20 protein-coding genes are annotated in these 23,442 nt (G+C 48.1%); 2 read left to right on the top strand and 18 right to left on the bottom strand.

Annotated features, from left to right (window positions below):
• Nucleotides 1–55: 55 nt before the first annotated feature.
• The 11 genes from ACI4J0_RS05940 to ACI4J0_RS05990 form a co-directional block, all read right to left on the bottom strand.
• The gene (locus ACI4J0_RS05940; RefSeq protein ID WP_439764892.1) at nucleotides 56–661 is read right to left on the bottom strand and encodes an AAA family ATPase; all 606 of its coding nucleotides are present in this window, start codon (nucleotides 659–661) and stop codon (nucleotides 56–58) included.
• A 5-nt stretch (nucleotides 662–666) separates the two neighbouring features.
• Nucleotides 667–1,341: a trimeric intracellular cation channel family protein gene (locus tag ACI4J0_RS05945; protein ID WP_439764893.1), complete on the bottom strand. Its 675-nt coding sequence runs from the start codon at nucleotides 1,339–1,341 to the stop codon at nucleotides 667–669.
• A complete protein-coding gene (locus ACI4J0_RS05950; protein ID WP_439764894.1) occupies nucleotides 1,331–2,632 on the bottom strand; it encodes a PAS domain-containing protein in 1,302 nt (433 codons plus the stop codon). The genes ACI4J0_RS05945 and ACI4J0_RS05950 overlap by 11 nt, the downstream gene beginning before the upstream one ends.
• 13 nt (nucleotides 2,633–2,645) lie before the next feature.
• On the bottom strand, nucleotides 2,646–3,425 hold the full coding sequence (locus tag ACI4J0_RS05955) for an amino acid ABC transporter ATP-binding protein (RefSeq protein ID WP_439764895.1): 780 nt from the start codon (nucleotides 3,423–3,425) through the stop codon (nucleotides 2,646–2,648).
• Nucleotides 3,426–3,443: 18 nt separating this feature from the next.
• Complete coding sequence (locus tag ACI4J0_RS05960) at nucleotides 3,444–4,103, bottom strand: amino acid ABC transporter permease (RefSeq protein WP_439764896.1); 660 nt, start codon at nucleotides 4,101–4,103, stop codon at nucleotides 3,444–3,446.
• 14 nt (nucleotides 4,104–4,117) lie between these two features.
• Nucleotides 4,118–4,771, bottom strand: coding sequence for an amino acid ABC transporter permease (locus ACI4J0_RS05965; RefSeq protein WP_439764897.1), 654 nt, complete (start codon nucleotides 4,769–4,771; stop codon nucleotides 4,118–4,120).
• A gap of 81 nt (nucleotides 4,772–4,852) precedes the next feature.
• Nucleotides 4,853–5,749 carry a transporter substrate-binding domain-containing protein gene (locus ACI4J0_RS05970; RefSeq protein WP_439764898.1) on the bottom strand — a complete coding sequence of 299 codons (897 nt, stop codon included), beginning with the start codon at nucleotides 5,747–5,749 and terminating at the stop codon, nucleotides 4,853–4,855.
• Between the two features lie 58 nt (nucleotides 5,750–5,807).
• Entirely contained in the window at nucleotides 5,808–6,764 is a 957-nt protein-coding gene (gene speB / locus ACI4J0_RS05975) for an agmatinase (RefSeq protein ID WP_439764899.1), read from the bottom strand.
• Nucleotides 6,765–7,107: 343 nt separating this feature from the next.
• Nucleotides 7,108–8,100 (bottom strand): aldo/keto reductase, encoded by a 993-nt coding sequence (locus ACI4J0_RS05980; RefSeq protein WP_439764900.1) that lies wholly within the window; start codon nucleotides 8,098–8,100, stop codon nucleotides 7,108–7,110.
• Between the two features lie 14 nt (nucleotides 8,101–8,114).
• Complete coding sequence (locus ACI4J0_RS05985) at nucleotides 8,115–8,756, bottom strand: GNAT family N-acetyltransferase (protein ID WP_439764901.1); 642 nt, start codon at nucleotides 8,754–8,756, stop codon at nucleotides 8,115–8,117.
• A gap of 17 nt (nucleotides 8,757–8,773) precedes the next feature.
• Nucleotides 8,774–9,991 carry a C39 family peptidase gene (locus ACI4J0_RS05990; protein WP_439764902.1) on the bottom strand — a complete coding sequence of 406 codons (1,218 nt, stop codon included), beginning with the start codon at nucleotides 9,989–9,991 and terminating at the stop codon, nucleotides 8,774–8,776.
• A gap of 257 nt (nucleotides 9,992–10,248) precedes the next feature.
• Between ACI4J0_RS05990 and ACI4J0_RS05995 the strand changes: the two genes are divergently transcribed.
• On the top strand, nucleotides 10,249–13,725 hold the full coding sequence (locus ACI4J0_RS05995; protein WP_439764903.1) for a glycoside hydrolase family 2 TIM barrel-domain containing protein: 3,477 nt from the start codon (nucleotides 10,249–10,251) through the stop codon (nucleotides 13,723–13,725).
• Nucleotides 13,726–14,160: 435 nt separating this feature from the next.
• Here the strand turns inward: ACI4J0_RS05995 and ligA are convergent, their stop codons facing one another.
• From ligA to ybaK, 7 genes are all read right to left on the bottom strand, one after another.
• Entirely contained in the window at nucleotides 14,161–16,146 is a 1,986-nt protein-coding gene (ligA, locus tag ACI4J0_RS06000) for an NAD-dependent DNA ligase LigA (protein ID WP_439764904.1), read from the bottom strand.
• A 26-nt stretch (nucleotides 16,147–16,172) separates the two neighbouring features.
• Nucleotides 16,173–17,108 carry a diacylglycerol/lipid kinase family protein gene (locus ACI4J0_RS06005; protein ID WP_439764905.1) on the bottom strand — a complete coding sequence of 312 codons (936 nt, stop codon included), beginning with the start codon at nucleotides 17,106–17,108 and terminating at the stop codon, nucleotides 16,173–16,175.
• Nucleotides 17,109–17,232: 124 nt separating this feature from the next.
• Nucleotides 17,233–18,108: a chemotaxis protein CheX gene (locus ACI4J0_RS06010; RefSeq protein WP_439764906.1), complete on the bottom strand. Its 876-nt coding sequence runs from the start codon at nucleotides 18,106–18,108 to the stop codon at nucleotides 17,233–17,235.
• Nucleotides 18,109–18,144: 36 nt separating this feature from the next.
• A complete protein-coding gene (locus ACI4J0_RS06015; protein WP_439764907.1) occupies nucleotides 18,145–18,516 on the bottom strand; it encodes a response regulator in 372 nt (123 codons plus the stop codon).
• Nucleotides 18,517–18,664: 148 nt separating this feature from the next.
• Nucleotides 18,665–20,335: a formate--tetrahydrofolate ligase gene (locus ACI4J0_RS06020; RefSeq protein ID WP_439764908.1), complete on the bottom strand. Its 1,671-nt coding sequence runs from the start codon at nucleotides 20,333–20,335 to the stop codon at nucleotides 18,665–18,667.
• A gap of 113 nt (nucleotides 20,336–20,448) precedes the next feature.
• Entirely contained in the window at nucleotides 20,449–21,435 is a 987-nt protein-coding gene (locus ACI4J0_RS06025; RefSeq protein ID WP_439764909.1) for a glycoside hydrolase family 113, read from the bottom strand.
• A gap of 106 nt (nucleotides 21,436–21,541) precedes the next feature.
• Entirely contained in the window at nucleotides 21,542–22,030 is a 489-nt protein-coding gene (ybaK, locus tag ACI4J0_RS06030; protein WP_439764910.1) for a Cys-tRNA(Pro) deacylase, read from the bottom strand.
• A gap of 286 nt (nucleotides 22,031–22,316) precedes the next feature.
• Between ybaK and ACI4J0_RS06035 the strand changes: the two genes are divergently transcribed.
• A partial coding sequence (locus ACI4J0_RS06035) for a glycogen/starch/alpha-glucan phosphorylase (protein ID WP_439764911.1) occupies nucleotides 22,317–23,442 on the top strand: 1,126 nt, incomplete at its 3' end.

The following is a 23,442-nucleotide window of genomic DNA, read 5'->3' on the forward strand; positions in this document are numbered from 1 at the left end:
GGGCAGAGCTCCCCGCAGCCATACGGGCTGGATTGCTCTGCTCCTGCTTTTTTATTTATTCGCCGTATTTCCGGTTCACGGCGCTTATGATAATATCAGCCGTACCCTCGCAGCCGAAATTGCTCACATCGAGCATAATGTGCTTGTTGTCCCTGTCGCCGCGGTTTTTGCCCGTAACGTATTTGTAGTAATTGTGCCGCTGGAGATCAACACGCTTTATAAGCTTTGCTGCTGCGGCTTCCGTCAGGTCGTAAGCCTCGGACATATGCTTTATTCTATGGTCAAGGGGAGAGTACAGAAAGATGTTCAGGCAGTTGGGATATTCCCTTAAAATATAGTCGGAGCAGCGTCCGAAGAATATGCATGACTGCTTTCTGTCTGCCAGCTCCCTAATAACATCGACCTGCGCCATAACGGCTTTTTCCGAATAGAATGAAGTGGAGGAGCCGTAGCTGAATGCCTTGAGCAGTTCTTTAAGATGCCTGTCAAGAAGCATTTCCGAATCGATAAAGGAATCGGAGCTTATGCCTGCCCTCTGTGCGGTCATATCCACAAGGTCTCTGTCATAAAAGGGAACATCAAGCTTTGAAGCAAGGATATGTCCTACCTCTCGGGCGTTGCAGCCAAATTCTCTGCTTATGGTGATTATAAATTTTTTCATTTCGCTCATTCTCCTTTGCTGTTTCTGAAATTCTTACTGCTGATATGAGGAAGGTTCCACCTGAAAAATATAGCCAGACTGCGTATCACTGCAACGGTCAAAAAGCAGGCTGCTCCTGCGGCGATAAATCCGCACAGGTGATAAACGGGGAGAAATACGACAGCTCCAACTACCGCAGCGCAGGCATATATCTGGCTGACAAAGATATAAGGCTTTCTGTCCGCCATAATATCCCTGATAACTCCGCCGCCAACGCCTGTTACCGTGCCCGAGAACACAAGAAGGAAATAATTTGTGCTGTATCCCAGGTCGATCCCTGCGTTTATTCCCGTGACCGTAAAGACGGAAAGCCCCACAGTATCGAGTACAGGCATTATCCTGTCATATATATCCGTAAATCGGGACAGCTTGTTCTTTTTGCAGGCTGCTTTAAGAATTATAAAAATCAGATTTGCGGTAAAAAGCGATACAAGGATACACAGGGGAGATGAAAACATTGCAGGAGGAAGTCTCCCTATGATGATATCGCGTATAACGCCGCCTCCTGCCGCCGTGACCAGAGCAAGGACATTTACTCCCAGCAGGTCCATTCCGCATTGTACGGCTGTAAGCGCTCCCGATGAGGCGAATGCAACAGTGCCCGTCACCTCAAGGATATTTACAAAAATATCAATTTCCATATGTACCGTTTCCTTCGGGTCTCACATATTTCTTTATTTTTCTTACAGCGGACGCCTGGCTTATCCCCAGCCGTTCGGCAAGAGCTACAGATGTATGACAGCGGCTGTAATGCTGATTTATTATCTCTCCCTCGTAAAATTCCAGCATATTTTTAAGGGAACCGCTTTCCGCGAAAAGCTCGTTTGACTGCCTGGTAAATTCCTTCGGGAGGTCGAAAATGTCGATGCTATCCCCCTCGGCGGTGAGAACGAGTCGTTCCGCAGTATAGCGTATCTCGTCGATGTTTTCCTTCCATTCGTGACCCAGCAGGCAGTTCATCGCCCTGGGGAGGAGCTTAACGTTTCTCGAATACTTTCTGTTGAACTCACTGAGAAAGTATTCGATAAAGCATTTTAAGTCCTCGGGGCAGCTGTTTATTGAATGTACCTCCGCCTGATAGGGTCGGAAGAAGCTGAACATTTCCGATGTAATGCTCCTGCGGCTCCTCAGCTCGCTTAGGGACACGTCCGCAATGCCGATGGGGATAACATTGTATTCTCTGAACTTCTTTATCAGGGTGCGCTGCATAATGGGGGATAGTGTGTCTATCCCTTTGACCATTACAGCTCTGTAGCCACCCGAGCTGACAATTCCGCGGCTGCCGAAAAGCTCCCGTTCCGCTGTTTCCTCGTCCAGAAGCTGACAGTTGCAGCTCCCCACAGCGCCCTTTTCCGAATAGATGAGCCTTGCGGTGTATGACCTTCCGCTGCCGGGAGGGCCGTATATATATGCGGGGCAGTCGGCTTCGGAAAAGACTCTGATAAGAGAAACGGTCTCCGCAGATTTTCTGCTCCGCCTTACAATGCTGCTGCTTATGTTGCCGAGCCTTACAAGACGGTCTATCTCGCCGAGAAGCCTTGTGTTTTCGCTTTTGAGCGTTTCGTACCGCTGTCTTAGGTCTTCGGTGCTTTTAACGTCCCAGGAGGAGTAGCAGACTATCATTTTAAGCCGTTTATTTTCGTCAAAAATTGGTATTCCCGTAACGAAATTCTCTATTCCTCTTGCGTCCTTCTGAACGGTGGTTATCCTCTTTTTCTCCTCAAACACCATACTTGTGACGCAGGGAGAAAACATTTCATTTATCTCTCTGCTTGTGGTGTTTTTGCCGATTATCTGTTCGGGTGAAAGTCCTGCCAGAGCGAGATATTCCCGTCCCGCATAAACGAAGGTGCCGTTCTCGTCTGCGATCGTCAGTCCCGGGTGTATCTGTTCAAGGATATTTCCGATAAGTTCAAAATCGATCTTTTCCATAATATGTCTCTTATCATACATTAAGAATTTTTGAGAAGAACTGCTTAGCGCGGTCGCTCTTTGGATTTTTGAATACCTCTTCGGGAGTGCCGTCCTCAATGACATAGCCGCCGTCCATAAAGCATACCCTGTCGGAGACCTCCGAGGCAAAGCCCATTTCGTGCGTTACCACGATCATAGTCATGCCCGCCTTGGCAAGTCCCTTCATAACGTCCAGGACTTCTCCCACAAATTCGGGGTCGAGAGCGGAGGTGGGCTCGTCGAAAAGTATGACCTCGGGGTTCATGGCAAGAGTTCTTGCAATAGCCACTCTCTGCTGCTGACCGCCCGAAAGCTGCGGAGGATATGCGTCCGCCTTTCCGTCCATACCGACCTTTTTCAGCAGCTCCATAGCGGTCTTAACGGCTTCCTCTTTCTTTATTTTCTTTATCTGCATCGGACATTCGATAACATTTTCAAGCACGGTTTTATGGGGCCATAGGTTAAACTGCTGGAAAACCATTCCCACATTTTTGCGGATTTCCCTGGCAGCTTTTTCGTTCAGCTTCTTGTTCTCCTTTGCTTCGGAGATACCTCTGATAGTCTGACCGTTAATGCTTATCTCGCCCGAGGTTATCTCCTCAAGATAGTTGAGACAGCGCAGAAATGTGCTTTTGCCGCTTCCGCTGGGACCGATAACGCTTACCACCTGTCCCTTGTATATGTCGATATCTATTTTCCTGAGAACGGCAAGCTCGCCGTAGCTTTTAGCCATATTTTTTACGGAGATGATTGGAGTCTTTGTATCAGACATAATTGTCACCGACCTTTCTCATATTCTTACACGGTTGTATTTCTTTTCAATCCTGCCTGAAATAAATTCGATAACAAGATTGAGCGCCCAGTAAAGAACTCCTGCGCAGATATATACGAAAAGGGGGCTGAACGTGATGCCGATAGCTTCCTTTGTCATCATAGTCATCTCCGCAACCGTGATTATGGAGAGGATAGACGAATCCTTCACAGTCTGAACGAACTGACCCGTAAGTGAGGGGACGATCATTCTGATAGTCTGGGGAAGGATTATGCGGTACAGTATTTTCAGCCTTGGCATACCCAGAGCCGCCGCCGCTTCATATTGTCCCTTGGGGATAGCCTTCACACCGCTTTCGAGGATAACAGCGGCATATGCCGAGGTATAAAGGCTGAGTATAAGAACTCCCGTACCGAATGCCGAAACGTTTATCCCCAGAGAGGGCAGACCGTAATACGCAAGATAGACCTGCACCATAAATGGAGTGCAGCGGAATATTTTTATAAATACACGGGCTGTTCCTTCAACGAGCTTGTTGGGGGAAATGCACATATATCCCACAGCCAGACCGCCGATAAAAGCGAAAACTATTGACAGCACCGATATTTCGATGGTAAGCCTCAGACCCTGTAAAAGCATCGGCAGGCTTATGCTTGCAACATGGATAAAATCATTCATTGCCTGTGCCTCCTTCAAGCTTTTTTCTTCTGAAGCTTAACGATCTCCTCAAGTCCTGCGCAAACGATGAAGTACAGTACCGCAATTGCGATGTAGAAGGGGAGAGTCACATAGGTCTGGGTAATAAGTCTCTGCGCCGTTCTTGTAAGCTCCACTATGGCAAGGACGGAAAGCATGGGAGATACCTTTATGACGTTGATAAATTCGCTTGTTAGCTGGGGAGAAACTATCTTAAATACCTGTGGGAAAACTATTCTTGCAAGTATCTTAGGCTTTGACATTCCGAGAGCGGCAGCCGCTTCTGTCTGTCCCTTTGGTATGGCAGTAAGTCCGCCTCTGATGATCTCTGCGATAAATCCGCCGCTGTTGAGACTGAGGGCGATAACACCCGAGACATAAGCCGAAAGGTTAAGTCCCATTACCGCAAGCGCCTGATAGATTATATATATCTGCACCAGAACGGGGGTGTCTCTTACAAAGCTTATGTATACCTTGATGATACCCTTGACTATCCTTGAGGGCAGGGAATTTCCTCCCATACGCAGCACCGAAAGCAGAGTTCCGATAATAAGCGCAATGATTATGGCTTCCACCGATACGAGGACGGTATATCCAAGCCCTTTCAGTATCAGGGGCGTATATTCCAGAACGGTTTTCAATCCTTCCATCTGACAGCCGCCTTTCTGTAAAATTATCGGCTCTGTCACAGAGCGCTGATCATGTGACAGAGCCGTGGAAAATGCTGATCTTTATTCGGCGGGAATGTAGTTTTCCTCGGGAAGCTCAGTAGTTGCTCCGAACCATTTGGTCTGAAGCTCAGCGAGAGTTCCGTCCTCCTTGAATTTGTGAATTTCGGAGTTTATAAATTCGGAAAGCTCTGTATCCTCGGGACGAACAGCCCAGCCTACCCAGGTATCTGTGCCCACATACTCGGCATTGCCGCTTGCGTCGGATACTATTACATAATCATCGGGATTGTTCTTGACAACAGCAGCGCAGCTTGCATAGTTCTGAGCCACAAGGTCGATCCTGCCGTTTTTAAGCTCCAGAAATGCCTCGGGGAATGAGTCGTATGTAAGGAGCTCCGCATATCCGCTGCCGCCGTTTGCGATAAGCTGCTCGTTATATTTCTTTGTATCTGCTTCGTTGTAGCAGGAGGTCTGTGTTCCCACCTTTTTGCCCTCCATATCCGCAATTGACTGAATGGAGTCATCGTTCTTGCGCTTTACAAATACGGTAGTGCCGTTCTGGATGGGATAGGTCATTGTGTATTTGCCCGCTCTTTCGGCGGTAATTCCGAGAGTAGCGCCGACAACGTCATATTTCTTAGCTTCAAGTCCTGCAAGAATGCCCTGGAAAGGAAGGTCGATATAATCAAGCTCCACGCCCAGATCCTCGCATATTTTAGCAAAAAGGTCTGCATTGTAGCCTACTATCTTCTCGCCGTCAAGATATTCGAAGGGCTCGTAAGCAGCTTCCGTTGCGACGGTAAGCTTTCCATTTGCCTTTATTTTGTCCAGGGTAAGAGGTCCGTCTGATGAAGCAGATGATGTGCCCGATGATGATGAGCAGCCTGCAAAGCCGATTGCCATAGCGGCAGCCATTGCAGCCGCAGCGATCCTTTTAAATACCGATTTCCTTTTCATTTTCATATCCTCCTAAATATATTTATGTAACAAAGCCCTTTCCAAAGCTTGTTATCCATTACTTTCTCTGTCCCGTCTTTTTCTGATATGCAAGTATTGACATAAACTCAAATATGAGATTTGCAGCCATATACGCCGTTATCTCGGAATGGTCGTATGGAGGCGCAACTTCGACTACATCGAAGCCTATGAAGTTAAGCTCCTTCATACCTCTGACAAATTCCAGCGCTTCGAAAGATGTAAATCCGCCGACCTCGGGAGTTCCTGTTCCGGGAGCGTATGCGGGGTCGATGAAGTCGATGTCGAAGGTGAGGAACACCTTCATATCTCCCACTCTCTTCTTTATCTCCTCCGAAAGCTCCGCAGCGGTCATTTTGTGGAGCCGGTCTCCGGGAATGACCTTAAATCCAAGCTCTGCGGCGGTTTTAAAATCGTCGGGGTCGTAAAGGGAGCCTCTCATTCCTATCTGAATGGAATGCGAAGGATCGATAAGACCTTCCTCAAGAGCGCGTCTGAATGGCGTTCCGTGATTGTACTTCTGACCGAAGACCGTGTCGCACAGGTCAAGATGGGAATCAAAATGCACAAGAGCCACCTTTCCATGCGCCTTTGCTGCGGCACGAAGCTCGCCGAGGGTAACGGCGTGGTCTCCTCCGATGCTGATGGGGACTGCTCCGCAGCCGATAACTCCCGAGATAGTCTCCTCAATGGCGGCATATGTCTCGTGAATGTAATCGGGGATAACGGGAACATCGCCAAGATCGGCACCCTTGAGGGAGTCCATGATATTTACTCCCATAGGAATGTTGTTTGGCTTTATCATAGCGGAAATGTTTCTCACGCCGTTGGGACCGAACCTTGCGCCGGGACGGAAGGAAGCGGCTGTATCAAAGGGGATGCCCACGATGGCAAAATCAAGACCCTCTGCGCTTTCGGCTCTGGGAAGTCTCATAAAATTGCCCATATTGCAGAAACGGGGAGAACCCGATGCACTGGGCGGCTGGCAGTTTAACATAATGATTACCTCTTTTATAAAAAATAATAGGCGGTAAGTGTTCCCGATATCGGGAATGTTTATCGTTCTGATTATTATTATATCTATTTATGCAACTTTGTCAAGAGTAAATTGCAAAAATCTTGATTTATAGTCAGAAATGAATTTGTGCCAATAACCGCGATATATAGGCGCTTTACAGGTGTTTATGTACTTTAAAAATAATAACTATTCAAAAATGAATAGAACAATAATGAATAATTCTAAAAATAAATTTGCAAAATCTGAAAATATAATAGATAAAAAAGGCATCTGAAACTGCAGACTGCACTTACAGCTTCAGATGCCTTATGGTACCCAAAATTTAATTTCCGAGGATATTCTCTATTTCAGCCCTTTCCTCATCGGAAAATTCTATCTTCTCGATGCACCGAACATTTTCCTCTATCTGTTCGGGACGGCTGGCACCGATAAGCACCGTTGCAACCGCCTTGTTGGACAGCACCCAGGACAGCGCCATCTGAGAAAGCTTCTGCCCTCTCCTTGCGGCAACCGCGTTCAGAGCGTTCAGACGGGATATCATCTTTTCGTCAAGCTGACCTCCTATCCAGGTGTCGCCCCTGCCCACTCTCGAATCCTTGGGAACTTCCTTTAAATATCTGTCGGTAAGAAAGCCCTGATAAAGGGGAGAGAACACTGCAAGCCCAATGCCGTTTTCAAGTGCAAAGCTGTCCAGACCGTCGCTTTCCACCCATCTGTTGAGCATAGAGTAAGAAGGCTGATTTACGATAAACGGAGTGTGGAGCTCCTTGAAAATATTCATGATTTCCTCTGTCTGAGCCTTGTTGTAATTTGAAATTCCCACATAAAGAGCCTTTCCCTGCCTGACCGCATTGTCCAGAGCGAGAGCAGTCTCCTCAAGGGGAGTGTTGGGGTCGAATACGTGGTGATAGAAAATATCCACATAATCAAGCTTCATACGTTTAAGGCTCTGGTCCAGGGACGCGGTAAGATATTTTCTTGAGCCGTTTCTGTCGCCGTAGGGACCCTCCCACATTTCATATCCTGCCTTTGTGGAAATGCACATCTCGTCACGATAGCTCCTCATACCGTCAAGTATCCTGCCGAAATTCTCCTCAGCGCTGCCGTTATAGGGATTTCCGTAATTATTTGCCAGGTCGAAATGGGTAATGCCCAGGTCAAAGGCTGTGTGCACCATTTTTTCCATATTCTCAAAGCAGCCCGTGCTGCCGAAATTCTTCCAGAAGCCCAGAGAAACTGCCGAAAGCTTGAGACCGCTTTTTCCGCAGCGGTTGTATATCATCTTGTCGTATCTTTTATCATTTGCAATGTACATTTTTAAACTCCTTTTCAGTTGACAGACGAATGGCTGTAAATATAAAATTCCTCCTGACTTGCGCGGTATTCCTTTTGCTTCGGTGGGAAAAGACTGTCAAATTTCTCAGCCTCCGCGCAGTCATAATTAAAAGCGATGCTTTCGTGAAATGTCATTTTCCTGCCGTCAAGAGCGCCTTCCTTCAGCTCCTTCACAAGCATAGCCGTGGGGAAAATATTCCCCTCCGGACAGATATTGAACTTTTTGCAGCTTTTAAAGCCTCTTGCGATATAATTTGCAGGGGAACCGAAAATAACAATAACCTCATACCCCATATTACGTGCAATTTCAAATGAACGTTCAAGCAACGCCTTGCCCACGCCCATTCTCTGATATCCGGGAAGCACCGCCAAAGGACCGAAGGTAAGCGTTTCCATCTCATTCCCCGACTCGTCCGTAAGATGGGACCTTGTGTACATTACACTGCCGATAATACGCCCGTCCAGCTCTGCCACAAGGTCAAGCTCGGGGATAAGATCATAGTGACTTCTGATCATATGCGCCAGATAATGCTCATCGCACCCCGGAACGTTTAAATTCCAGAAAGCCTCTCTGATAAGCGTTTCAACCTCTCTGTGATCGCTTTCCGTTTCATTTCTAATAATAATTCTGTCCACTTTCGTTCCTCCTTAGCTTACACAAAAGTCCCCGTATAAAAATCGGTGTCAACATATGTTGTGGTTTCAGATGTTTCGCTCTCGGAAAATGTTTCGGAAGAAGAATCCGTTTCTGCAATAGTTTCCGAAGTCGTTTCCGGAGCCGTTTCGGAGGGAAGGGTCTCGGCAGTCTGCTCGGTAATGCTTTCGCTTTCGGAAACGGGAGGCTCTGTCACCGCCTGAGTCGTTATCTCCTCACCGCCCTCGGGAATAAGCACTATCGCCTGAGAATGCATCTGCTTGAACCTGACCTCAAACCTGTCGATATTGTAGTCGATGATACCCTTCATCGGGTCATTGAGAGTGACCGTGGAGTTTGCGATATTAAAGCCTGCCAGCACAAAGCAGTGCTCATTCAGATACCAGTCAAGCTGCTCGCCCGTAGCATTGTCATACCAGGTCTCGTAATACTCAGGCTCTATCATACCGTCAGTCGCCCAGCAAAGCACGGGAGTCCCCGCAATAAGATATTCATACAGCGTATCGGGGTGACAGCCCGAAATATTCTTCACCGTATAACCGCCGCCGTGGGAGGATATGTAAGCATTAGCCGCCTTTTCAATGGCAGGAGAGAAGCAGCCGTAGCCCTTTGAAAACGGGTCTCCGATGAAATAATCAAAGAAGCTGTCCTTGTAGAACTTCCCGTCAACGGTACGGGGATTTCCCCAGGAGGTGGGGAGATAATTCCTTGCCATATCGGTTTTCTCAGCGTCAAAGCCGTAGTAATTCAGCAGTATTGTGAGAGCGGTTATCTCGCAGCCCACAGGCAGCTCGGGATTTTGCAGGATATTAGCCATATCGATGTAAACGCTGTTGCTGTCATATTCCTTTCGCTGCCTGCTTGTGATAATAGTCCTCGATGTTGTGGCAGCGGTCTCTTCATCTGTCTCGTCCGGTTCGTCAATGTCCGTATCCTCGGGAGCGTCCGTTTCGGGATTGACGGCGGCGGTCTCAGTCTCCTGCAGTTCCTCGGGAGGAGCCCACTGTTCAATATCGTGACCATAGCTCTGAGAAACGGTCTCCTCGGGAATGATGTCCGTCTCCCCGCGGCTGACAGGCAGCGTGTTGTCGGCGTCAATGACCTCCACATCACTTTCCTTTTTCACAAGCAGAAATATACTCACAGCAATAACAGCAGCAAAAAAAACTGTAACGCCAATCCTTGACCTTTGTGCCTTTGAAGATTTTTTGTTCATTTCAATGCTTCCTTTTCAGGGTACTTTTGTTTTATTATACCATATTTTTTTAGCTTTGTAAACAACAATTTCTATAATTATCAAAAATCATACCGAGTTAAATATGTTTATACTTTTCCGGGGGAATATAAAAAATATCATATTGACAAAATGGGGATAAAACGTTATAATCAAAGTAATGTAATCGTTGAACAGAATTTTCTGCAAATCATAATAAATTCATCAGCGACTTAACTTAAATGAAAGGCGGTATGAAAATGGCTCATATCAAATACAGTATGACAATATTCGAGACACTTTTCTGCAATGACTGGGAATATTCCAAAAATCCTCTTGGAACCGAATATTCCGACTCTCTTGACTGGCAAAAGGTGGATATTCCCCACGACTGGCTGATACATGATACCAAAAACCTCTATGAAACTTCCACAGGCTGGTACAGAAAGACCTTCACTCATAATGTTAAGGAGGGTATGCATACAGCCCTGCGCTTCGAGGGCGTATATATGGACAGCAGAGTATATGTTAACGGCGAGCTTGCAGGTGAGTGGAAATACGGCTATTCCACCTTTGAGTTTGATATAACCGACCTTCTGAAAGATGGCGAAAATCTTATCACTGTCCGCGTAGATTATCAGAGCCCCAATTCAAGATGGTATTCGGGCGCAGGAATTTACCGCAAAGTATGGCTCAAAACCTATCCCGACTGTCATATCCTCAGCGACGGAGTTTACATAAGCGCCGACACAGAGGGCAATGTTACCGTTACCGCCGAAACGGCCCGTCCCAAAGGAATGGCAGTCGCAGGACTTCAGATAAGAGAAACCATATTTGACGGCGATCAGGCTGTCTGCACAAGCACATATCCCTGCAATGCCTGTGACGATATGGCATTCCCCAAGCCTGTCCGCATAAAGGGCGCAAGCCTCGGCTCAAATACCGTGACCATGCAGATACCCGACCCCGTCCTCTGGGATATTGAAGCCCCCCATCTCTATTCCCTCACTACCGAGCTTGTAAAGGACGGCGAGGTAATTCATATCGTACATAACAAATTCGGACTTCGCAAGGCAGAGTTCACCTGCGACAAGGGCTTTTTCCTCAACGGCAGACACGTAAAGCTCCACGGCTGCTGCGAGCATCACGACTTAGGCGCACTGGGAGCTGCCGTAAACCGCTCTGCAATAAGAAGAAAGCTTAAAAAGCTTCGTGAAATGGGAATAAACGCTATCCGTACAAGCCATAATATGCCTGCCGTCGAGCTTATGGAGCTTTGCGACGAAATGGGCTTCCTTGTACTTGCCGAAGGCTTTGATATGTGGGAAAGAAGCAAGACGGACTATGACTATGCCCGTTTCTTCCCCGACTGGATAGAAAAGGACGCGGCTTCATGGGTAAGACGCGACAGAAATCACCCCTGCCTCATCGGCTGGAGCCTGGGAAATGAGATATACGACACCCACGCCGATGACCACGGTCAGGAGATAGCCTCCAAGCTCATGTACCTTGTCCGTCTCCACGACCCAAGAGCAAACGGCTATGTGACCATTGGCTCCAACTATATGCAGTGGGAGGGCGCACAGCGCTGTGCAGATATTGTTAAGCTTGCAGGCTATAACTATGCGGAGCGCCTTTATGACGAGCATCACAAGGCTCATCCCGACTGGATGATATACGGCTCCGAAACATCTTCCGTAGTCCAGAGCCGCGGAATATACCATTTCCCTTATTCCGAGCAGATACTCTGCGAGGACGATGAGCAGTGCTCCTCTCTCGGAAATTCCACACCCGGCTGGGCAGCAAAGAATACCGAAGCCTGCATAATCCCCGACCGTGACGCAGAGTTCTGCGCAGGACAGTTTATCTGGACAGGCTTTGACTACATAGGCGAACCTACCCCCTACAGCACCAAAAACAGCTATTTCGGACAGTACGATACCGCAGGCTATCCCAAGGACAGCGCATATATTTTCAGAGCCGAATGGACAGACTATAAAAAATCTCCTTTCGTTCACATTTTCCCCTACTGGGATTTCGGTGAGGGACAGCTTATTGACGTAAGAGTAACATCAAACGCTCCAAAGGTAGCTCTTTTCCTTAATGGTGAAAAGGTGGGCGAGAAGGATATCGACCATCTTCACGGCACCGAGCTTACCCTTGATACCACTCTTGAATACGTAAAGGGCGAGCTTCTTGCCATTGCCTATGACGAGTTTGGCAGCGAGATAGCAAGGGACGTTCAGCGTTCCTTCGGAGATACAGCAGAGCTTCGCATAACATCCGAAAATGATAACGTAAAAGCAGACGGCGAGGAGCTTATTTTCCTTGATATCGAAGCAGTTGACAGCGAGGGCAATTTTGTTGCCAACGCCAATAACCGCGCATTTGTGACCGTAGAGGGTGCAGGACGTCTTGTGGGACTTGACAACGGCGACTCAACGGATTACGAGCAGTACAAGGGCACATCACGCCGCCTTTTCTCGGGCAGACTTCTTGCAGTTATCGCTCCCAAGGAGGAGGCGGGAGAAATAACCGTAACCGTAAGCTCACCCTCACTTCCCGACAGCCGCATTACCCTCAGAACAGTTGAAGCGGGTGTAAAATTCGGCACAGCTTCTTCAAATGAGGAAAATACCCCCCGTGAATTTGACTGCACCGCAGGGGAGAATGACATTCCCGTGAGAAGGATAGAGCTTGTCAGCGACAGCCGCACCTTTACCCCCGACAGGCAGGAAATAACCTTCCAAACTGTGCTATATCCCGCAAATTCGACCTATGCAGGGGATATCGAGTATAAAGTGACCACCGCCCTCGGAATACCCTCCAACATTGCACAGATAGTTTCCTCCGAAAATGGCACCGTCACCGTAAAATGCATAGGAGACGGAGAATTTTACCTCAGAGCGCTCTGCAAAAACGGCACAGATAAATACCATATCCTCACCCAGTTCAGAATGACAGGCGAGGGACTTGGAGCAGCCTTCTTTGACCCATACGAATATGTCACCGCAGGACTGTATTCCGTATCCGGCGGCAGCGTTGCCAACGGAATTGAAAGGGGCGCGGCATTTGCCTCCGAAAAGAGCTGGTTCGGCTTTGAGAACGTGGACTTCGGAAAGCTTGGCAGCGACACTATCACCATCTCCTTCTTTGCAAACTGCACCACCCCCGTAAATATCCGTTTCTATGACGGCAGACCGGACGAAGGCGGCGAGCTTATCGGAGATTTCTCCTACTGGAAGCAGCCCATCTGGCTCACATATCAGAATGAGACCTTCAAGCTCACAAAGAAGCTCACAGGCGTTCACACTCTCGTTATGGAGTCCGATGACAGATACGATGTAGGCGGCTTTGTATTTGAAAAGCCCGTAAAGGAATTTGCGGAAATAAACGCAGTAGACCGCGATGAGATATACGGCGATAAATTCACCGTTGAGCCTGACGCAGTAACGGGTATCGGCAACAACGTAATGCTGAACTTCGGCGAATTTGACTTTACGGAAAAATCCCCCGCAAGAGTGGTAATAACAGGAAAGTCGGCGCTCCCCGTCAACAGTATCCACGTTATCTTCACAGGCGATACGGAAGCGAGAGTCCTTGCCGAGTTCAAGGGCGCAGCCGAATACACCCCCGAGAGCTTCGACCTTTCGGGAATAAGCGGAAAATGCAAGGTGTCCTTTGCGTTCCTTCCCGGCAGCGACTTTGATTTCAAGTCCTTCAGATTTGAGGCATAACTATGGATTTTCTGAACGAAGAAATGCTGAAATTTATCCCTGCCGTTATGTGCATAATAGTGCTTCTTATCGGCGGGGGAGTATACCTGCTGGTCAAGTGGATAAAGAAGAAATAAATGTGATGATATGTTTATTATAGCACAGATGTTTCTGAATGTCAAGTCCTTTTGGAAAATTTGTTCGAAATGACAATAAAAAATTTCTGCCTGTCCGCTGACAGGCAGAAGAGCAAGCCCCGGGAAACCTTCCTCCCGGGGCTTGCTTCATACTAATCTTTAATCAACCTATAGACAAATTCGACAGCTATAACGCAGCCACTCGTCGTCAAGCTCCCTTGCCGGGCGACAGCCCGCCTGCGGTCGCTTTCCTAGATTGGCAGCGTTCTATCTGCCGCCTTTGTCTACAGAACGATTAAAGATTAGTATCATTTATAATTCATTCCGTCATTTTAATAAATTCTTCTTCGGAGATTATTTTGATACCCAGCTCCTGCGCCTTCACAAGCTTGCTGCCTGCCTCCTCGCCCGCAAGAACGTAGTCCGTTTTCTTTGAAACAGAGCCGCTCGCCTTGCCGCCGAAGCTTTCGATGATCTTCTTAGCCTCGTCCCGCTTTAAGGTGGGGAGCGTTCCCGTCAGAACAAAGGTAAGCCCCGCAAAACGGTCGTCCTTCACCTCTTTTTTGTACTCCATCTTTACGCCCGCAGCTTTAAGACGGTTTATCAGATGAATGAAATGAGGCTCGGAAAACGCCTTGACCGCATTGCTGCTCATAACTCCGCCGAAGCCGTCTATCTCGGAAATATCCTCTTCGGTGGCGTTCATGATCCCGTCAATGCTGTCGAATTTGGCACAAAGAAGCTTTGCCGCCGCAGCGCCGATGTTGCGTATGCCCAGAGCGAATATGACCCTGTCCAGAGGAGCATTTTTCGACTCTTCAATGGCGTTAATAAGATTAGCCGCCGACTTTTCTCCCATTCGCTCAAGCCCCGCGATGTCCTCAGCTTTGAGGGAATAAATATCCGCCGCCGTTTCAATAAGCTTTTTGTCAAGGAGCGCCTTTATGACCGCAGGACCCATTCCGTCAATGTTCATAGCGCCCTTTGAGCAGAAATGAATGATATTTCTGTACTGCTGGGCGGGACATTCGGTGTTCGGGCATCTGAGAGCCGCCTCGTCCTCAAACCTCACCGCCGCCGTGCCGCAGACGGGACATACATCGGGGAGCCTGTAGGGAACAGAGCCTTCTTCATGTGCCACCGAGCGCAGCACCTCGGGAATTATCTCGCCTGCTTTCCGCACAAGGATAGTGTCGCCGATGCGGATATCCTTTTCGGAGATAAATTCCTGATTGTGAAGCACCGCCCTGCTCACAGAAGTGCCTGCCAGCTGGATAGGCTCGAAAACAGCGGTAGGGGTGATAGCCCCCGTCCTGCCCACATTGACCTCGATGGACAAAAGCTTAGTTTCCTTTTCCTCGGGAGGATATTTGTAAGCCGCCGCCCATTTGGGAAATTTCGAGGTAGCGCCCAGATTATCCCGAAGAGCAAAGCTGTCTATCTTGACCACAGCGCCGTCAATGTCATAAGGAAAGCTGTCGCGGCTGTTTCCGATACGGTCTATCTGCTCGGTAAGCTCCTCATTTGTTTTAACGGGCGTATCGTCGATAACGTGAAATCCGAGTTCCCTCAGAAGCTCAAGAGACTCTCGGTGAGAGGAAAGCTCCCTGCCCTCTATCTGCTGAATGTTGAAAATGAGAATGTCAAGCTTACGCTTGGCGGTTATTTTCGGGTCTTTCTGCCTAAGTGAGCCTGCGGCAGCATTACGGGGATTTTTAAATGGCTTTTCGCCGTCAAGCTCCTGCTGCTCCACAACCTCTTCAAAGGATTTTCTGGGCATATACACCTCGCCCCTCACCTCAAGAAAAGGGATATCCTCCCTGAGCTTTTTGGGAATAGAGCGTATAGTTTTAAGATTTGCGGTCACGTCCTCGCCCACAAATCCGTCGCCGCGGGTGGAACCTCTGGTAAATTCGCCGTTTGTGTATTCCAGTGAAACGGACAGACCATCAATTTTCGGCTCAACTGTGAAGAGGGGAGCCTCTCCCAGAGCCTCTCGGCACTTATCAGCAAATGAGCATATCTCCGTCTTTGAAAAAACGTCCTGGAGACTTCCCATCTGGACCGCGTGTGTCACCTTTTCAAAGGTGTTGAGAGCATAGCCGCCCACGTGCTTGGTGGGTGAGTCCTCCGTCACCAGCTGCGGATATTCAGCTTCGATCGCTTTCAGCTCGTTCATCAGGCTGTCATAGGTGAAATCGTCCACCGTAGGGTCATCAAGCACGTAATAGCTTATATTATGCTGCTCTATCTCTTTTCTGAGCTGCTGCGCCCTTGCTGACGCCGCTTCAAAATCAGGGTTCATAAAAATAACCGTCCTTTCGGGAAAAATTATTCCGTATCAATGCTGTCAAGCCCCAGACATCTGGACTTATCCACCATTATCCGCATAATGTTGTGCAGGGGACAAAGGCTGATATCGGGGCAGTTTCCGCCGTATTCGCCGTCAAGCGTCCAGGGGATATCCTCGTGGGCGTGGAAATGGAACTCCGATGACTTGAAATAATAGATGAACGGCGAGTCAAATTCGTGCTTTATAAGCGCCGCAAGTATCTGATTAAGCTCGATAAGAGTTGCAGGCTTCTTGATAAAAAGCCCCTCGAAAAGACCGTCATTCATACGGATATCCTTGCCCGCAAGACCCTTTATGCCGCCTACCGACAGGGAATTTGCCACCATTCCGTAAATAAAATCATCTGTGACCTTCTGACCGTTGCATTCAATGGTCAGGGTGTACTTGTGGCTCAGGTCGGATTTCTGCGCCGCTTCCTTGACCGCGCCGATAAGATAAGCGAGAGCACCGATGGAATTTTTTAGCTGCTGGTCCGTAGCGTAGCTCACCTCGGTAAATACGCCGAAAGCGGCAACATAGGTAAAATATCTGTCGTTGAAAGCGCCCACGTCCACAAACTCGGGGGTACCGTTCACAATAGTCCGTGCGGCATCGGGCATATATTTCGGAATACCGAGACTGGTGGCAAAATCATTCATTGTGCCTGCGGGGATAGTTCCCACAGGAACGTGATGACCGCCGTCGATCATTCCCTTTATCATTTCATTTGCGGTACCGTCACCGCCGCTGCAAACTACCAGGTCAAAATCCCCCCCGCGAGACCTGACGGTGTCATATGCGTCATTTCTTGCCTGGGTGGGTCGGGCAGTGACCTCATAGCCGCCCTTGGTGAAAATGTCGATAATTTCCGCAAGGTGTTCGTTTATCTGACCCTTGCCCGAGAGTGGATTATACACAAACAAAAGCTTTTTCATATATGAAAACTCCTTTATTAGTATTATTATCATCAATAAATAAAAGCAGCCGCCGAATGGGAAACAGGATAACATAACATTACCAATAACCCCTGTCAGCGGCTGCCCGAAAAATTATTTTATATCAAAGCACAGCCATAAATAAAACCGTTCCAAAGGGGAACACAAGCGGGATAATACTGATATCGCCCGAAAGTCCGCCTTCTTCAAGATATTCCTGAGGCTGAAGCTTCAGCTCGGTGTTCATCTCGTTTGAAACATTGACGGTGAAAAGACCGTTGTGGAGATTTAAGAACTCTCCGCAGGAAGCGTGAGCCATCTCGTCAAGCTCGGTAAGCTCCTCGCCCGCATAACGCGAAGCAAAGCCGAGATAAGCCTTTGCGGGAGCGTCAATAACGGTAGTGCAGGAGAAGGCACCGTCTATCTTCTGAACTGCTGCAAGCTCTGTCTTTATCTCCGAAAGCTTCTGAGGAGCCAGGGGAGTGAAATCGTCACCGATAAAGCGGATTATATTCTTGAAGAGCAGAGTTATGTATTCGGTAAGATATGCGCTGCGGCTGTCATCTGTGAAATGATAGAATTTTCTGATCAGCTCGTCGATCTTTGCAACGCTTCCGTTTCTGAAATCAACATCGCTGAGGCTGTTTTCGCTCTTATAGCTGTTAAGTGCGTCGGCAAAAGCGGCGTTAGTCATAGCTCCCGAATTAACAAGAGCCTGACCCAGCTGGAGATGAGCCGCACCCTGAGAGCTGAGAAGCTCCTCAACCTGATCGTGTGTCATAAAGCCCATATCACAGGCAATGTCGCCGATCCTCTTGTCAACACGCTGCTGCTCGGCATGGACCATATCCACCTGCTCAGCTGTCATATATCCTGCGTTGATGGCAAGCACGCCCAGTCTGGGACGGGTCTGCTTCTGGACTGCCAGAGCGTCCGCAAGCTGCTTGGTGTCAACAAGACCTTTATTTAAAAGATAGTTTCCGAAAAACTGGGTAAACATAAGTATTTCATTCCTTTCGCTCTTCTGCTGCGGAGATCACTTTGCAGCCTTGCTGATAAGAGCTTTTATCTGCTCCTCCGAGATAGGCTTCTGGAGAAAGTCAAATGCTCCTGCCTTTATAGCTTCCTTGAGATTTTCCTGAGTACCCACCGATGAAGCCATAACGACCTTAGCCTTAGGGTTTTCCGCAAGGATAGCCTTCAAAGCTTCAACTCCGTCCACCTTGGGCATAACGATATCCATAAGGGTGATATCGGGCTGATGCTCCTTGTATGCGGCGATAGCCTGCTCGCCGTCGGCTGCTTCAAAAACCTGAGTAACGCCCAGCTGATTAAGAGCGGTTTTGGTTTTCTTTCGTGCAAGGATCGAATCATCACAGATAAGAACCTTCATAGTTTCAACAGACATACCTTTATTACTCCTTAGTGTTATTAAATAAGCTTTAATGTTGTGTTATTGTATAAACAAAAATAACAAAATAACTCTATTTTTATTATATTTGCTAAAAGTTACAAAAATCAGACTTTGCTGTTAATTTTTAGTAACGTTTAAAAGATCAGAACAGTCCACTGATATTTCCGCTGCCGTCACAGTCGATCTTCATAGCCGCAGGAGCCTTGGGGAGACCGGGCATTATCATGATATCGCCTGTCAGAGCAACTGCGAAGCCTGCGCCTGCGGAAAGCTTAACGTCACGGACGGTGATGGAAAAGCCTTCGGGTCTGCCAAGCCTGGAAGCGTCATCTGAAAGGCTGTACTGAGTCTTTGCAACGCAAACGGGCGCATTTCCGAAGCCCAGCTTTTCGATCTCCGCAATAGCCTTTTCAGCCTGCGCGGTGAAGATAACGCCGTCTGCACGGTAAATTTCCTTTGCAATAACATCAAGCTTTTCCTTGATGGAAAGCTCTGTGTCGTAAAGAGGCTTGAAATCGGCAGGCTTTGTATCGATGGTCTCGCATACCTTCTTTGCAAGGTCAATGCCGCCCTCGCCGCCCTTTGCGAATATTTCGGTAAGTGAAACGGGAACTCCCATTTCGCCGCAGAGCTTCTCTACAGCAGCGATCTCTGCGTCTGTGTCGGTTCCGAAGCGGTTTATTGCAACAACAACGGGAAGCCCGAATTTGCGCATATTTTCAATATGAGTAACAAGGTTTATCATACCCTTTTCCAGAGCGGGAACGTTTTCCGCGGAAAGCTCAGCCTTGGGAACGCCGCCGTTATATTTAAGGGCGCGGATAGTAGCCACGATAACTGCGCAGTCGGGCTTAAAGCCTGCAAAGCGGCACTTTATGTCGCAGAATTTCTCTGCACCCAGGTCGGCGCCGAAGCCTGCCTCGGTAATGCAGTAATCGCCCAGCTTCAAAGCAAGCTTTGTTGCTCTTACGGAGTTGCAGCCGTGAGCGATGTTTGCGAAGGGACCGCCGTGCATCAAAACGGGATTATTTTCAAGGGTCTGGACCAGATTGGGCTTGAGAGCGTCCTTGAGAAGTGCGGTCATAGAACCTTCCGCACCAAGATCGCGTGCAAATACAGGCTCGCCTTTAAGGTCATATGCGATAAGTATGCTGCCCAGCCTCTTTTTCAGGTCGTCAAGGTCGGAGGCAAGGCAGAGTATAGCCATTACCTCGCTTGCAACGGTAATGCGGAAGCTGTCCTGACGGGGTATTCCGTTTATCTTTCCGCCCAGACCGATGACTACGTTTCTGAGGGCTCTGTCGTTCATATCCAGGCAGCGGTCTATCATTATCCTGCGCTGGTCTATCATCAGCTCGTTGCCCTGCTGCATATGGTTGTCAAGGAGAGCGCAGAGAAGGTTGTTTGCGGCTGTGATGGCGTGCATATCGCCCGTGAAGTGGAGATTGATGTCCTCCATGGGGACCACCTGAGCGTATCCGCCGCCTGCAGCGCCGCCCTTGATGCCGAAAACGGGGCCCAGAGAAGGCTCACGAAGCGCAAGAACAGCCTTCTTTCCGATCTTAGCCATAGCCTCGGTAAGACCTACCGAAACAGTAGTCTTTCCCTCGCCTGCGGGAGTGGGATTTATGGCGGTAACAAGGATAAGCTTTCCGTCGGGCTTATCCGCAGTATCGGCAAAAAGCTTTTCCGAAAGCTTTGCCTTGTAGTGACCGTAGGGCTCAACCTCATCCTCGGGTATTCCGAGAGAAGCGGCGATCTCGGTGATCTTTTTCATATGCGCCTGCTGCGCGATTTCGATATCTGAAAGCATAGTCGAACCTCCGGGAAAAATATTTATACTAATTATATCATATTTTTCCCCGTTTGACTACAGATGATGATAAATATTTTTTAATCTTTGTGTGAAATTTTAAAAACGTAATGTTAATTTCTGCCCGAATACCATTCCGTCAGCACCTTTTCGGCTTTTTTGCCGTGAATGCCAAAGCCGATGTCGTCCTTTATCCTTTCCTCCGGCATAAGGTTCGTCTCCCAGTCCCACCAGAAAAATCCCGCAAAATAGGGCTCGTCCCACATTGCTCTCAGAGCGCTTTCATAGAAATTCGCCTGCTCGTCCTCGTCCCGTGGAAATTCCTTGTGAACGAAATCCCAGGGCATAGCGGCGCAGCCTCTTGCGCTGCGGCAGCCTATTTCCATAAAAATTATCTTCTTGCCGAACTTGTCTGCGATTTTTTTAAGTCCCTTTTTGTGATACTCCCATGCCGCAGTCATTTCGTCCGCAGAAGCGCCGCCTTCCTTTTCAACAGGGTAATATGCTGATGTGCCGATGTAGTCCAGAGCGTCGAACCAGTTAACATTTTCCTCCTTGCCGTGATTTGCGTTGTACACCAGAGGACCGTGGTAAATTTCACGAACCTGCCTGATAAGCTCTCTCCAGAACTCCTCCTTGTGCTCGGTGCCTATCATCTCGCAGCCTATGCAGAGCATTTCACAGCCTGTATATTCGGCTATCTCGGCATAGTGGCAGATGAATGCGGTGTAGCAGGAGAACCATTCGTTCCAGTAGCTTTTCAGTCTGCCGTGTTCATCATAAACGGGAAACTCTCTTTCGGGGAAGGTGATGTTGGCTCTCCAGGTGCCGTCCTCGCAGTTGAGAATTGGCTTGAGACATACCTTTAGACCGCTTTCCTTGAGCTGCTTTATGGCAGTTTCTATCTCCCTGTCGGTGTCGGTGCGGCGGTAATCGAAGCCGAAGCGGGTGGAGGAAAATCTCTCCTGAGTAACGGCAAAGGCAAGAGCCGCCCAGTTGCCGCCCATAGCCGCCATAGCCTTTATGGACTCATTTGCCTTATCCGTTCCCAGCATTCCCTTATGGCTGTCCCAGCCGTATGTAAAGCCTTTTATTTCCATAGTATAAAACCGTCCTTTTGATTTTGTTGATGTAAATACATTTTAGCATTATCCGCAGCTTTATGATATAATAACATCTGCGTAAAAATTGTAAATTTCTATCCTGTCAGAAACAGATATCCTCCGTCTCTGCGCCTATGAGCCCAATTATATCCGAGGGTGCGGCTTCTATCTGGAGGCCTATTTTTCCGCCGCTGAAAATTACAGTATCAAGCGCCGAAACGTCCTTGTAAAATACAGTGGGGAACTGCTTTTTCATACCGATAGGGGAGCAGCCGCCGCGGATATATCCCGTAATGCCGTTTATCTCCTTCACGTGTATCATCTCAACGGATTTTTCGCCCACCGCTTTTGCTGCTTTTTTCAGGTCAAGCTCCTTCATTACGGGAATAACAAACACATAGAAATTACGCGAGGGATTGGAAGCGCCTCTCGTCACAAGGGTCTTGTACACCTTGATGGGGTCCTGCCCCGTAAGACGTGCCACGTTTTCGCCGTCAACCGCTTCTCCCTCATTGTGAGGATAGGTGTGGACCTCGTATTTTATCTTTGCCCTGTCAAGGATACGCATTGCATTTGTTTTTGTTTCTGCCATTTTATTTTCACCCCGAATAATAATTTTGCTTAGTTTTCATATAATTATATCATCCGCAAAGAGCATAAAAAATAATTCTTTCTGAATTTTGTATTGAGTTTTTGTGATAAATGACGAAAAAGCATTGACTAATCTGCTATAATATTTGCAAAAAAACTGTGAAAAATACCGTATTGTGCTCATAGTCCTTGATTTGATACGGGAATTGTGGTAAAATAAATATATTACTTATGTCATATCCCCGATTTTTCGGACAATTTTAATAATTAGGAGGATAATTTAATTTATGGATAAGGCACAGTTTACTTCAAAGATCAGCGAAAATCTTCTTGTGGACGGGAGAACGGATATAAAGCACGCTACTCCCCGTCAGCTTCACAATGCGGCTGCAAGAGCAGTTATGAGCGACATTATCCCTCTCTGGGACCGGACCGAGGAGAGACATAACGGAAAGCGCAGAGCATACTATCTTTCCGCAGAATTTCTTATGGGCAGAGCGGTTTTCAACAATCTCTACTGCGCAGGACTTCTTGACACCGCCAAGGAAATTTTCTCCGAAAACGGCATTGACATCTCCTGCCTTGAGGAGATCGAGGACGCTTCTCTCGGAAACGGTGGTCTGGGCAGACTGGCAGCCTGCTTCCTTGACTCCGCAGCAGCCTGCGATATCCCCTTAAACGGCTACGGTATCAGATATAAGTACGGTCTTTTCAAGCAGTCCATCGGCAACGGCTTCCAGCAGGAGTCCGCAGACCCATGGCTCGATTACGGCGACGCATGGAGCGTAAGAGCGGAAAATGACGCTGTTATCGTTGAATTTGCAGATCAGACCGTCAAGGCTGTACCCTATGATACACCCATCATCGGCTTTGACAGAAAGGCTGTGAACACTCTCCGTCTCTGGCAGGCTGAGAGCGTCAAGGGCTTTGATTTCTACAAATTCGACAATCAGGATTATATTGGCGCTTCCGAGAGCAGTGTTATGGCTGACGCTATAAACGATGTTCTCTATCCCAATGACAACACCGACAAGGGCAGACGTTTAAGACTCAAGCAGCAGTATTTCTTTGTTTCCGCTTCGATACAGGATATTATCCGCCGCTATAAGGCAAAGTACGGCGATGACTTCTCTCATTTTGCAGAGAGCTATGCTGTCCAGCTCAACGATACCCACCCCACCGTGGCTATCCCCGAGCTTATCAGGATATTTATGTTCAAGGAGGGACTTTCCTTCAAGGAAGCCTTTGACATTGCTCAGAAGACCTGCAATTACACCAACCACACCGTCCTCGGCGAGGCTCTGGAGAAGTGGAACATCGACCTTTTCAAGAGCGTTATTCCTACAGTATACGAAATTATCCTTATGATAAACGAGCATCTGAAAAAGTATCTCAGATCTATCGGTCAGACCG

The organism is Huintestinicola sp. (assembly GCF_051882455.1).
Lineage (GTDB): Bacteria > Bacillota > Clostridia > Oscillospirales > Ruminococcaceae > Huintestinicola.

Coding starts and splice junctions, on each gene's coding strand:
- ligA (WP_439764904.1), bottom strand. CDS start 16,146: ATGAACCCTGATTTTGAAGCGGCGTCAGCAAGGGCGCAGCAGCTCAGA.
- ACI4J0_RS06025 (WP_439764909.1), bottom strand. CDS start 21,435: ATGGAAATAAAAGGCTTTACATACGGCTGGGACAGCCATAAGGGAATG.
- ACI4J0_RS05995 (WP_439764903.1), top strand. CDS start 10,249: ATGGCTCATATCAAATACAGTATGACAATATTCGAGACACTTTTCTGC.
- ACI4J0_RS05965 (WP_439764897.1), bottom strand. CDS start 4,771: ATGGAAGGATTGAAAACCGTTCTGGAATATACGCCCCTGATACTGAAA.
- speB (WP_439764899.1), bottom strand. CDS start 6,764: ATGTTAAACTGCCAGCCGCCCAGTGCATCGGGTTCTCCCCGTTTCTGC.
- ACI4J0_RS05940 (WP_439764892.1), bottom strand. CDS start 661: ATGAAAAAATTTATAATCACCATAAGCAGAGAATTTGGCTGCAACGCC.
- ACI4J0_RS06010 (WP_439764906.1), bottom strand. CDS start 18,108: ATGTTTACCCAGTTTTTCGGAAACTATCTTTTAAATAAAGGTCTTGTT.
- ACI4J0_RS06005 (WP_439764905.1), bottom strand. CDS start 17,108: ATGAAAAAGCTTTTGTTTGTGTATAATCCACTCTCGGGCAAGGGTCAG.
- ACI4J0_RS05980 (WP_439764900.1), bottom strand. CDS start 8,100: ATGTACATTGCAAATGATAAAAGATACGACAAGATGATATACAACCGC.
- ACI4J0_RS05955 (WP_439764895.1), bottom strand. CDS start 3,425: ATGTCTGATACAAAGACTCCAATCATCTCCGTAAAAAATATGGCTAAA.
- ACI4J0_RS05945 (WP_439764893.1), bottom strand. CDS start 1,341: ATGGAAATTGATATTTTTGTAAATATCCTTGAGGTGACGGGCACTGTT.
- ACI4J0_RS05990 (WP_439764902.1), bottom strand. CDS start 9,991: ATGAACAAAAAATCTTCAAAGGCACAAAGGTCAAGGATTGGCGTTACA.
- ACI4J0_RS05960 (WP_439764896.1), bottom strand. CDS start 4,103: ATGAATGATTTTATCCATGTTGCAAGCATAAGCCTGCCGATGCTTTTA.
- ACI4J0_RS06020 (WP_439764908.1), bottom strand. CDS start 20,335: ATGCTTTCAGATATCGAAATCGCGCAGCAGGCGCATATGAAAAAGATC.
- ACI4J0_RS05950 (WP_439764894.1), bottom strand. CDS start 2,632: ATGGAAAAGATCGATTTTGAACTTATCGGAAATATCCTTGAACAGATA.
- ACI4J0_RS05970 (WP_439764898.1), bottom strand. CDS start 5,749: ATGAAAAGGAAATCGGTATTTAAAAGGATCGCTGCGGCTGCAATGGCT.
- ACI4J0_RS06015 (WP_439764907.1), bottom strand. CDS start 18,516: ATGTCTGTTGAAACTATGAAGGTTCTTATCTGTGATGATTCGATCCTT.
- ybaK (WP_439764910.1), bottom strand. CDS start 22,030: ATGGCAGAAACAAAAACAAATGCAATGCGTATCCTTGACAGGGCAAAG.